At 61.5% G+C, this 11874-nt stretch carries 11 protein-coding genes; all 11 read right to left on the reverse strand.

What is annotated here, in order from left to right:
* Positions 1–85: 85 nt before the first annotated feature.
* On the reverse strand, positions 86–1150 hold the full coding sequence (locus IB254_RS11055) for an HlyD family secretion protein (RefSeq protein ID WP_192417304.1): 1065 nt from the start codon (positions 1148–1150) through the stop codon (positions 86–88).
* A gap of 26 nt (positions 1151–1176) precedes the next feature.
* Entirely contained in the window at positions 1177–2715 is a 1539-nt protein-coding gene (locus IB254_RS11060; protein ID WP_192417305.1) for an MFS transporter, read from the reverse strand.
* Between the two features lie 213 nt (positions 2716–2928).
* Positions 2929–3855, reverse strand: a complete 927-nt coding sequence (locus tag IB254_RS11065; protein ID WP_192417306.1) for a LysR family transcriptional regulator — start codon at positions 3853–3855, stop codon at positions 2929–2931.
* 103 nt (positions 3856–3958) lie between these two features.
* A complete protein-coding gene (locus IB254_RS11070) occupies positions 3959–4825 on the reverse strand; it encodes an ABC transporter permease (protein ID WP_084323356.1) in 867 nt (288 codons plus the stop codon).
* A gap of 20 nt (positions 4826–4845) precedes the next feature.
* Positions 4846–5706: an ABC transporter ATP-binding protein gene (locus IB254_RS11075; protein ID WP_192417307.1), complete on the reverse strand. Its 861-nt coding sequence runs from the start codon at positions 5704–5706 to the stop codon at positions 4846–4848.
* Positions 5707–5711: 5 nt separating this feature from the next.
* Positions 5712–6737, reverse strand: a complete 1026-nt coding sequence (locus tag IB254_RS11080) for an ABC transporter substrate-binding protein (protein WP_192417308.1) — start codon at positions 6735–6737, stop codon at positions 5712–5714.
* A gap of 18 nt (positions 6738–6755) precedes the next feature.
* Positions 6756–7643 (reverse strand): TauD/TfdA dioxygenase family protein, encoded by an 888-nt coding sequence (locus IB254_RS11085; RefSeq protein WP_192417309.1) that lies wholly within the window; start codon positions 7641–7643, stop codon positions 6756–6758.
* A 312-nt stretch (positions 7644–7955) separates the two neighbouring features.
* Complete coding sequence (locus tag IB254_RS11090; protein WP_192417310.1) at positions 7956–9098, reverse strand: alginate O-acetyltransferase AlgX-related protein; 1143 nt, start codon at positions 9096–9098, stop codon at positions 7956–7958.
* 11 nt (positions 9099–9109) lie between these two features.
* Positions 9110–10525, reverse strand: a complete 1416-nt coding sequence (locus IB254_RS11095; RefSeq protein WP_192226622.1) for an MBOAT family O-acyltransferase — start codon at positions 10523–10525, stop codon at positions 9110–9112.
* 18 nt (positions 10526–10543) lie between these two features.
* Positions 10544–11212 carry an alginate O-acetyltransferase AlgF gene (locus tag IB254_RS11100; protein ID WP_192226620.1) on the reverse strand — a complete coding sequence of 223 codons (669 nt, stop codon included), beginning with the start codon at positions 11210–11212 and terminating at the stop codon, positions 10544–10546.
* Entirely contained in the window at positions 11209–11832 is a 624-nt protein-coding gene (locus IB254_RS11105; RefSeq protein ID WP_225602322.1) for an SGNH/GDSL hydrolase family protein, read from the reverse strand. The genes IB254_RS11100 and IB254_RS11105 overlap by 4 nt, the downstream gene beginning before the upstream one ends.
* Positions 11833–11874: the final 42 nt, after the last annotated feature.

Here is an 11874-nt window from a genome sequence, read left to right on the forward strand (position 1 = left end):
CACACAATCACTGCTCAAAAGGAGATCCCTTGTGGGAGCGAGACCGGCTTGCCGGCGATGAGGCCAGCCCGGTTAACAAACATCTTCATCGTTGAGCAACCTCATGCTTCCCGGTTTCAGCCGTATCAATACTCGCCTCCACCGACATCCCCACCCGCAACCGCCCAGCCAATGGCTGCCCCGGATCGAGGACGATTTTCACCGGTATCCGCTGCACAACCTTGGTGAAATTGCCGGTCGCGTTGTCCGGTTTGATCGACGCGAAAGTCACCCCGGTGGCCGGCGCAATGCTCTCGACTCGACCGCGCAACGCTTCGCCGCCAAGGCTGTCGACGCGCACCTGTACATCCTGCCCCGGCTGCACCTCGGTCAGTTGGGTTTCCTGGAAATTGGCGACCACATACGCTTGCGCCAGCGGCACCACGGCCAGCAGCTTGCTGCCCGGCGTGACATACGCACCGACACGTACCGCACGCTCGCCCACCATGCCGTCCTGCGGCGCGACGATGCGCGTATAGGACAGCTCGTAGCTGGCCATTTCCAGTGCCGCTTGCGCCCGTTTCAATCCACCGTCGGCGGCGTCACGCTGGGCGGTGAGGATCTCCACTTGCTTGCGCTCCGCCGACAGCACCGCTGTGGCATTGGCTAACCGGGCACTGGCTTGATCAATGCGCGTACGTGCTTGCTGAGCATTCTGAACCGTACCCGCGCCAACGCCGGCAAGGTGGTTGTAGCGGTTCAATTCATGCTCGGCGAACGCCATTTCAGCCTTCGCCGACACCACCGTGGCTTGCGCCTGCGCAATCACTGATGTCTGGCGCTCAAGGGTCGCCCGAGCGTTTTGCAGTTGCGCCCGCGCCACCAGCGTTTCGGCGTCGGCGGCTTGAGCGGCAGCCCGCAGGTCGCGGTCATCGATCAGCGCCAGCAACTGCCCGGCCTTGACCTGCTGATTGTCTTCCACCAGCACTTCCTTGATGAACCCGGCGACGCGAGGCACGACCAACGTGAAGTCGGCAGAGACAAAGGCGTCATTGGTGTTCTGTTGCGTACGCTTGCCAAAAATTCCCGGCGCCAGCAGATACACCAGCACGCCGACCGCCACCACGGAGGCAATTGCGACGGCGATTTTTTGCTTGGATTGAGTCGTCATAAAAACCTTCTGTTTCAGTGAAGCATTCATGTCGGCGCACGCGGCGGATAGATCCGCGTCGGCAGCCAGAAAATCAGCAGGATCAGCGCCAAGGCGACGCCGCCCATGCACAGATAAAGGTCCGAGGCGGTCAGCACCACGGCTTGCTCATGCAGCCGATGGGCAAGGCCCGCGCTGTCGCTGTCGGCCAGCGGCGAGTTGCCGAGGCGGTCCACCAGCATGGTCGAATGAAAATGCACCCGAGAGGTGGTCAGTGCGTCGATTACGCCAGTCGCGATCACCGCCGACAGGCCTTTGACGGTGTTGAACCAGGCCGAAGCGAACGGCCCTTCCATCGGGCTGATGCTGCCGGTCGAGAGCATCAACAGCGGCAACACCGCCATCGGTTGACCGAAGATTTGCAGCAGTTGCAGCACGTAGAAATCGTCGCGAATCCACGCCGACGTCAGTTGTGAGCCACCGATGCACGACAGCGCCAGCATGCTCAGGCCGATCCCCAACACCCAGCGGCAATCCACCCGGCGCAGGTTGCACAGCGCCGCCACCAACGGCAGCGCAAGCAACTGTGGCAGCGCCGCCAGCAACATGACCGGTGCAGTCTGCACCGGGCGATAACCCTGGACCTGCGCGAGGTAACTGGACGGAATGATGATCACCGCCAGCAAAATCACCAGCACACCGGCCAGGGTCAGCAGGGCGAACGACAGGTTGCGGATGCCGAGCATCTGCATCTTGAAAAAAGGCGTCGGCTGCGACCATTCGTTGATCAGGAACAGCACCAGCAACACCAGCCCGCCGCCGAGCAATCCGCAGATCAGGGTCGATTCGAACCAGTCCAGCCGATTGCCCTGCAGGATGCCGATCACCAGCATGCAGATCGCCGGAAAACCCAGCAGCAATCCGCGCCAGTTGAATTGCTTGAAACGCTCAAGGCGCAGCGGATCCTGGGGCAAACCGTAGGCCACCGCCGCCATGGCGAGCAGGCACGGCGCGATGATTTGCCAGAACGTCCACTGCCAGCCGACATGCTCGGTCCACAACCCGGCCAGCGGCGTGCCGAGCCCCGGACCGAAGGTGGCCGTCAGGGCATACCCGGCCAGACCGTAGAGCTTCACGTTGGCCGGTAAAAAGCGCAGGGCGACGGTCATCAACATCGGCGGCAAGGCACCGCCCGCCAGGCCTTGCAAAGTGCGCATGAGCAGCAGGCTTTCGTAGTTCGGGGCGAATGGACACAGCACGCCCAACAACGTGAACACGCAGATCGCGCAGAGCGTGAAGCGCCGCAACGAGAACGTCACCGAGCACCACGGCGCGAACGCCATCGCGGCCACCGAGGTCGCGGTGTAACTGGCGACCAGCCAGGTGCCTTCGTCGTAGCCGATGGCCAATGCACCACGAATGTCGGCGAGGGCAACCTTGGTCACCATTTCGTTGAGGCCCGACACCAGCACCGCCAGCAACACACCCACCAGGCCGATGATGATTCGCGGACCGAAGACCGGTGGCGTCACGGCGACCGTTGGACTGGCCACGGCGAGAGGTGCCGGGGCCGTGAGGGAAGTCATTACTGCAAGCTCCGGGATGTGAATGTCGGAGCATTTTAAGAAGGGCGGGACCTGACGAAAATCAACTTATCGGCAGGTTATAAGTGCGTTCCACGCAGCAATACAAAACCCCTGTAGGAGCCGGCTTGCTGGCGATAGCGGTGTATCAGTCGATGAAGATGTTGAATGAAAAATCGCTATCGCCGGCAAGCCGGCTCCTACAGGGGTCCGTGTTCAGTCTGGCGTGGGTTGCGCGGCCAGCCATGTCGCGTCGCAGCACGCCTTGAGGGTTTCACGCATCCAGCGATGCGCCGGGTCTTTGTCGAAACGCGGGTGCCAGGCCTGGGTCAGCATGAGGGTCGGCAACGGGATCGGCAGGGTGAACGAGCGCAATTTCAAGCCCAGCCGCCGCACGCTCAGCAGCGCCTCCTTGGGCACCGGTAGAATCAGATCGGAATCAGGCAAGGCAAACATCGCCGCATGGAAACTCGGCGCGATCACCGCCACTCGCCGTTCCAGGCCCAAGGCATTGAGCGCGGTATCGATCGGGCCGCGAGCAATCCCGCGCCGGGACATACTGATGTGAGAAAAACCGGCAAAACGCTCGGCGGTGATTTCTTCGTCGAACAGCGGATGGTCTTCGCGCACCAGGCCGACAAAATGGGTGGAGAACAGGTTCTGGACCTTCACTTCCGGCATGAGCGGCCGATTGTTGCTGACGCTCAGATCGATGCGCCCTTCACGCAACGCTTCGTCATCCCCATCGCCCTCCGGAACAAAGCGCAATTCGCAGTGCGGCGCCTGACGCTCCATGGTGTCGAACAGCTTGCCGCCGTAGACACCGACGAAGAAATCGTTGGCGCGAATGCTGAAGCGTCGGCGCAAACTGCCCAGCTCCACGTCATCGGCGGAACGGAACAGCAACGCGGCCTGTTCCACCAACTCCCGCACCTGCTCGCGCAACGCCAATGCCTTAGGCGTAGGCACCAGACCGCGGCCGGCACGCACCAGAATCGGATCGCCGATGGCTTCACGGATTCGTGTGAGCGTGCGGCTCATGGCCGCCGGGCTGAGGTTCATGCGGCGCGCGGCGCCCACCACACTGCCTTCGTCGAGCAAGGCGTCGAGGGCGACCAGAAGATTCATGTCCGGGAGTTGCATGCTGAGCACTCTTGCCTGATCTGGATTGATTCAGACGCAATGCTAGCAAACATCTTCCAATTTATGTTTTGGCAGGTCTGGCCCCATCGCAGGCAACAAAAATCTAGCGCTGCATCCCCCACCGCTTCACCGTCACCCGCTCCAGCGAATCAAACACCAGGTTCTCCACCAGCAACCCGATCAGAATCACCACCGCCAACCCGGCAAACACCTTGTCGGTGTACAGCTCATTGCGATTCTGGAAGATGTACCAGCCCAAACCGCCCTTGCCGCTGGTGGCACCAAACACCAATTCAGCGGCGATCAGCGTGCGCCAAGCAAACGCCCAACCGATTTTCAGCCCGGCCAGAATCGACGGCAGCGCCGCCGGAATCAGGATGAACAACACGAAACGCATGCCCTTCAAACCGTAATTTCGCCCGGCCATGCGCAAGGTTTCCGAGACACCCAGGAAACCCGCATAGGTGTTCAACGCCAACGCCCAGAGCACCGAATGCACCAGCACGAAAATCAGGCTGTTCTGCCCCAACCCAAACCACAGCAGCGCCAACGGCAACAGCGCAATGGCCGGCAGCGGGTTGAACATCGAGGTCAGCGTACTCAGCAGATCACGCCCGAACTGTGTGGACACCGCCAAGGTGGTCAGAGCAAACGCCAGGACGATGCCGATCAAATACCCCTTCAGCAGCACCACCAGCGAAATCCACACTTTGCCCAGCAACTCGCCGCTGAGCAGCCCGCCATACAACGCACTGGCGGTTTGCAGAAAACTCGGCAGCAGCAAGTCGTTGTTCTGAATGCGGGCAACCACTTCCCACAGCACCGCGAGCAAAATCAGGATCAGGCTTTTGCGAATCCAGCCCTGCTGCCACAGGCGTTGACCCAAGGGCAACTCACGCTCCAGCGGGACGCTGGTCAGCGGCTGCAAAACGGTTTCGAACTCTTCACGCGCAGATGATAACTGGCTCATCGGGCACTCCTCTCAATGGCTCAGTAAGCGATGCGAATGTCGGAAAAATCCAGCTCGCGCTCGGTTTCCGGTGACTGGCCTTCATCGAACAACAACCGATGAATCCGCCGCGCCGACTCCTGAAACGCCACGCCGCCGAGGCTGTGCAAATCGTACTGATGGCTGTGGACTTCCGCCCGTACCCGACCGGGATGCGGCGACAGCAGCAGGATGCGATTGCCCACCACCAGCGCTTCTTCGATGGAGTGCGTAACGAACAGCAACGTGAAACGCACCTCTTCCCACAGCAGCAACAATTCTTCCTGCATCTTGCGACGCGTGAGGGCGTCGAGGGCGGCGAAGGGTTCGTCCATCAGGAGGATTTTCGGCTGCATCGCCAATGCCCGCGCGATGGCAACGCGTGCCTTCATGCCGCCAGACAAGGTGTGCGGATAGGCATCGGCAAATGCCGCCAGTCCGACCTTGTCCAGATAGTGCAGCGCCCGTTCTTCGGCTTCTTGGCGCTTGAGGGTTTTCGACGCCAGCAGCGGAAACATCACGTTCTGTTTGACGGTTTTCCATGGCGGCAGTTGATCGAATTCCTGGAACACCACGATCCGGTCGGGCCCTGGTGCATGGACGGTTTGCCCTTGCAGGCGAATCTCGCCTTCAACGGGCTGAATGAACCCGGCAACCGCCTTGAGCAACGTGGATTTGCCGCAACCGGAAGGACCGAGCAGCACAAAGCGGTCCGCCGGGTCGATTTCAAAACTGACTTGGTGGGTCGCTCGAACCACACGCTGAGGCGTGCGGTATTCGAGGCTGACGTTGTCGACCGACAGCAGCGCCTGGGCTGCGACGTTCGATTTGCTGACCGTGTGGCCTTGCAAAGGGGCGTTCATGTCGGTCAGCTCCCTTGCAGCGGTTTGGCGTCCTGGAAGAAGTAATCCTTCCATGAATCCGGTTTGTTTTTGATCGCACCGACGCGGTAGAGGAACTCGGCCAGTGGGTAGGTATTTTTCGGCGTGACACTGAATTCGAACTGCGGGTTATCGATGATTTTCAGCAACGCGGCGCGATCGATTTTCGCCTTGGTCACGCGGATGTAGGTATCGGCTGCAGCGCCTTTATCGTTCTGGGCAAATTGCGCCGCTTCGGTCAGCGCCTCGACGAAGGCCTTGTAGGTTTTCGGGTTCTCGTTGCGGAATTTCTCGGTGGCGAACAGCACCGTCGGCGAGTTCGGGCCGAGCAGGTCATAGGTGTTCAACACCACATGGACGTTGGGGTTGGCCAGCGCCTGATCCTGGAATGGCGGGTTGGAGAAATGCCCGGTCAACTCGGTGCCGCCGGCAATCAGCGCGGCCGTGGCGTCCGGGTGCGGAACGGCGATGGTGTACTTGTCGAGGCGATTGAATTCCTTGTCGCCCCATTGCTTGGCGGCCGCGTATTGCAGGAAGCGCGACTGCACCGACACGCCCACGGCCGGCACCGCGATGCGGTCCTGCTCGGTGAAGTCGGCGATGGTTTTGACCTTCGGATTGTTGCTCACCAGGTAGTACGGGAAGTTGCCAAGGGAAGCCACGGCTTTGACGTTCTGCTTGCCGTGGGTGCGGTCCCAGATGGTCAGCAGCGGACCGACGCCGGCACCGGCGATATCAATCGAACCGGAGAGCAACGCATCGTTGACCGCCGCGCCGCCGGACAGCTGAGTCCAGTCGACCTTGATGTCGATGCCTTCCTGCTTGCCGTACTTTTCGATCAGGTTCTGATCGCGCACCACGTTGAGCAACAGGTAAACGATGCCGAACTGTTCGGCAATGCGGATTTCACCTTCGGCGTGAGCCACGGTCGGCGCCACCAGGCTGCCGGCGATCAGGCTGAAACCCAGGCCGATGGCCGCAGCCAACGGTGCAAAGAGAAGACGTTTGGACATGATTCAATCTCCGACAAATCAGAAAGGCGCGTCGCCCTGAATGGTGGTGCGATACAACTTGCGGCGCAGATCGCTTGGGCATCCGGCGGCGAGGTGGATCAGCGAACGGTTGTCCCAGAACACCAGGTCGTGGGGCTGCCACTGATGGCGGTAAATGTTGTGCGGCAGCACGCTGTGGGCGTAGAGCTCGTCGAGCAGTTGCTTGCTCTCGTCGTCCGGCAAACCAACGATGCGGGTGGTGAAACCTTCGCTGACGAACAACGCCTTGCGACCGTTTTCCGGGTGCGTGCGCACGATGGGGTGGACGACTTCGGCAACCTGGGCCAGTTGCTCGGGCGTTAGGGTCGGACGCCAGTTGCCTTCGAATTTGGTCTCGCTGTAGCGCGCCGTGTACGAGTGCGCCGCCGAGCGACCTTCGACCGCTTTACGCAGCGCTTCAGGCAGGTTGTCCCAGGCTTTGTGCATGTCGGCGAACAAGGTGTCGCCGCCCTCGGACGGCAATTCCTGGGCGTGCAGCATCGAGCCCAGGCTCGGCAATTCTTTATAGGACAGGTCGGAGTGCCAGAACTTGCCGGCGTCACCGAGGCCGATGGATTGGCCGTTTTCGATGATGTTGGAAACGATGAGGATTTCCGGGTGCCCGGTCAGCAAGAACTGCTTGAGCACGTGGATCTGCAACACGCCAAAACGGCGACTGAAGTCGATGTGCTGCTCGGGGGTAATGCGTTGGTCGCGGAACACCACGACGTGATGATCCAGGTGCGCGCGATGGATGCGGGCGAAGTCATGATCATTGATCGGGCGGGACAGGTCCAGGCCGATGATTTCGGCTCCGACGGCACCGCTGAACGGGCGAATCTCGAAGGTTTGCGGTGCGATGCTTTGAGTTGCAGAGACGACAGACATAAATCACTCCCACGCACGGCACGCTCAAAGGCGCGCGCGTCGATCAGAAACTCACGGAGGTCCCGTGTTGGTTCGTTTCGTGCGGCGCGCCGATTGGTCGGCAGGTACGCAGGGGAGTGACTTTATAGATATAAGAATTGAAATTTAAATACCGTTAGCGAATAACGATATGGCTTTTCATTGTGCAGCATTTTGGGACGCCATCGCTGGCAAGTCGGGTCGCCGCATCGCAGCTCCTACAGAGCACCACTTCCCTGTAGGAGCTGCGATGCGGCGACCCGACTTGCTGGCGAAGAGGCTATCAGCCCCACCTCACTTCGCCCAATCGATCACTTCATTGTAGGGCGTCTGCAAATCGCGCTCGGGGATTTCCCAGATGATCAGCTTGGGCGGCGTCTGCTTGAACGCCGGGTTGTTGAAGTAGCCGTTGGCGCCACCGGAAAACTCGCCGCCGTCCTTGGCGAAATTGCCGATCGGCGCACCCAACGCCTGCTGCAGGAATCCCGCGAAGTTGGAGTTGCGCGAGAACGAGGTTCCGATCAGCGCCACGTTCGGCAGGTTGTCATCGCCAAACAGGTCATCGAGGTTATCGCCGCCGCTTTGCGCTACGGCCGCTTTCTCGCTGATCCGGGTGGCCGCCACGGTTTCCGGGGCCGGTTGCAGTGCCACCGGCAGCCATTCCAGACCGGCAAGCCTGACCAGGTCACCCGGACGGCGCGCCGGTTCTTGCACCTGCGCCTCGAAATCTTTGTGCGGCGTGGCGCTGATGCCCATGCGCTGCACTTGCGTGGCCACGGCTTTGGCCGCAGCGGCGGCGCCTGTTTCGCTCCAGTGAGTGTCCGTGCGCAGATACGCATCGGCGCCTAACGGTTGCAGGTTCGGCGTCAGGTCCATGGCGGCGACACCGGCCTTGTTCAGCCCCTCGACCCACGTCGCCGCGCGGTCCTGCAACATCGCCGGGCGACGCAGGTCGCACAATTGCATCTGGGCGATGCGGCTCTTGTCCGGCACCACCGCCACCAGCAACGTGACGCCGCGTTTGGCCAGGCGTTGCTGAAGTTCACGCACCACGCCGGCCTTGGTGTCGGCATTGGCGCCGGCGTGACGGTTGATGCGCATCTCATCGGTCAGGAACAACCAGCCGGCACACCCCGAGCGCACACGCGGGCCGGTATCGTGCAGCGCCAGCCAGCTTGCGCCGCGCTCCAGATTCGCCGCTTGCTCAGGCACTGACGCCTGCGACAACTGCTTGGCGATCTTGTGGGTGATGTCGCCTTCCAGTGCGGCCTGACGCGTGAGTTTTGGCGGCACGAACTCGACTTTGCCGCTCGCCAGCAGCCAGGCGCAAGAGGCGAAACCCAGCGCCAGAAAAGCCACGAACACGACGCCCGACAGCTTGCTGATGCGGGCGGTACGTTCGCAGGGTTGAGCCGGTGCGGGAGACGAAGAAGTCATGGGCGCGGTCATCAGAACTGAAAGTACAGAAAGGGTACGGCTTCACGGCTCGCGATCAACGCAAACGAAAGCAGGAACCCCGCCACCGGCCACAGAGCCGTGACCGGAACGAACAAGGCGTGACGGGCGAACCGCTGCTCGACACGGCTTTGCAGGAGCGGCGCGAGGATGCACACCACGCCGAGCAACGCTGCCAGCCCATGCACCGGGCGCAAGGTCACCGCCAGCGCATCGCCCAACGCAAAGCCATGCAGGCCAAACTGCCCGGCATACATTGTCATCGCCGAATGGAAGTCCGGTGCGCGGAACAGCGTCCAGGCGAGGAACACGAACAACAGCGTCAGGCTGTGCGAGAGCAACGGTGGAATGTTTGGCAAACGGGAACGGGACCAGAGGCGATCAACGCACAATGCGACCCCGTGCGCCGAACCCCACAACAGGTAATTCCAGCTGTCGCCGCCGTGCCACAGACCGGCGATGGCCATGGTCAGGAACAGGTTGCGATAAGTCTTCCACGCACCGTTGCGGTTGCCGCCAAGGGCGATGTACAGGTAATCGCGCAGCCAACTCGACAGCGACAGATGCCAGCGCCGCCAGAAGTCCTGGATGCTGCTGGCCAGGTACGGCCGGTTGAAGTTTTCCGGAAAGTGAAAGCCCAGCATCAGGCCCAGGCCGATGGCCATGGCACTGTAGCCGGCGAAGTCGAAAAACAGTTGCAGCGAGTAGGCCAGGCAGCCAATCCAGGCGTCGACAAAGGAAGGGTTTTCCAGGTGGAACGCGACATCCACCAGCGGCGACAGCGTATCGGCCACCAGCACTTTCATGCACATGCCGATCATGAATCGACGTGCACCGAGGGAGAAATTCTGCCAACTGAAATACCGTTGCGTCAGCTCCCGGCGCACCCAGTCATAACGAATGATCGGGCCGGCAATGGAGTGGCCGAACATGGAAATGTACGTGGCGTAATTGATGAAACTGCGCTCCACGGGCACGGTATGCCGATGCACATCCACCAGATAGGAAATCGCCTGCAGCACGATGAACGACAGGCCCGCCGGCAGCGCCACCCGCTGCCATTCCAGCGGCATCGCCCCGTAATACGTGATCAGTTCACTCCAGGTCCCGGCGAGGATGTTGGCGTATTTGTACCAGCACAACACCGCTGTGTTGAACACGATCAACGCGATCAACAGCCGCACTCGCCCACGGGAGCCGTCCGGTGCGCGGGCCACCAGCAGGCCGCCCACCCACGCCACAATCGTCAGCACGATATGCAGCGTCAGGAACAAAGGGCTCAGCCAGCCGTAGAACAGCCAACTGCCGAGCAACAGGATGACATTGCGCCAGGCCGGTCGGCCCAATGCGTAGACCAGCAGAAACGCTGGCAAAAACAATGTCAGGAACTCTAATGAGGCGAAGACCATGGCGGCGCAGAGATCCGATCAGTGGGACAACGAGTCCGTGGCGTTCAACAGACGCGGTCCTGCGGCCGACGGCACCAGCAGCACGCTGTAGCGCTCACCTGCTTTAAGTTCCCCCAGATCCAGCGGCCCGCCGACGTTCGCGTTGGCGCACACCAATTGCACCGACAGGCTCACCGGGTTGATCGAGCGACGTTGCAAGCTGTCGACCGGCACCGCTTTGAACAGGTCGGCGGTACGCCCGGCAGGACGCAGACTGGCGTCGGCGCACGAAGCGTCGACGTTGAAGAACGCCAGCGACGCTTTCAGGCCGTTGAAGTCATCCGGCTGCTCGCGCACGGCCACTTGCTTGATGCCAGCACCGTCCGGCAACACCAGCACGGTCGCGAATTCACCCGGCTCGACTTTCAAATCCATGGCGAGTTTTTGCGCACCGCTGACCAGGCTGCCCTTGATCGGACTGCTGGCCTGCACCGGGAAAAACAACGATACCGGTGCGGCCACTTCAAGACGCAGCGGCGGTTGTCCGGCCTGAGCGATCACGTCCAGCGGCGCGGTGCCGGTGTTGACGAAGCGGATGAACGCCGAATCTTCGGCCGGGCCGGTGGGGTACAACGCCACTTCGGCGTGGGCCAGGGTACTGATCGACAACACCGGGACGGCCGCGAGCGCCGCGAACAGCTTGATCATTTCTTGGCTTCCTTGACGGCCGGGGCTTCCAGCAAAGCCTTGCTGATGTCAGCACTCCAGGTCTTGTAGCCCGGCGCGGTCAAATGCTGACCGTCCACCGTGGCCCATTGGCCCGGCTTGGAGAACTGCAGCGAGTCGATGTAGCTGCACGGCGCCACGTTGGCGGCGAGGAACTTGGAGGTCATCTCGACCCGGGCAAATGTCTTGCCGTACTTGCCGCCTTCGGTGCCCCAGTTCGGGCCGACCCACGCGCAACGAGTGCCGTTGGCCGAGATTTCCTTGGTCAGCGCAGTGGTCTGCTGCCACAGCCAGGCTTTCGGGAACGCCGGTTTGGTGTAGCTGGCCATGGTATCGCCCATGACAATCAGCACCAGGTCCGGTTTGTCGGTGGCCAGCAATTGGCTGATCGGCAAGGTCGCGGCTTTGCCGCCCAGCACCACGGTTTTTTCCGTGCCACGGCGCTCGGCACCACCGCAGGTGCCCGGCGTGGCTTTGAGCCAGTCACCGGCGTTGGCGCCGCAAATACCCAAGGTATGCACGGTCGCACCCTGGGCAACCAGGCTGTCGTGCAGGGTGGAAATCAGATAGTCAGGCGTTGCCAGGTGGCTGTCGCCAATCATCAAAATGGTCATGCCTGCCAGAATCGATACTGCCACGGTGCA

Origin of the sequence: Pseudomonas sp. PDM03 (assembly GCF_014852385.1) — a bacterium.
GTDB classification, from domain to species: domain Bacteria; phylum Pseudomonadota; class Gammaproteobacteria; order Pseudomonadales; family Pseudomonadaceae; genus Aquipseudomonas; species Aquipseudomonas migulae.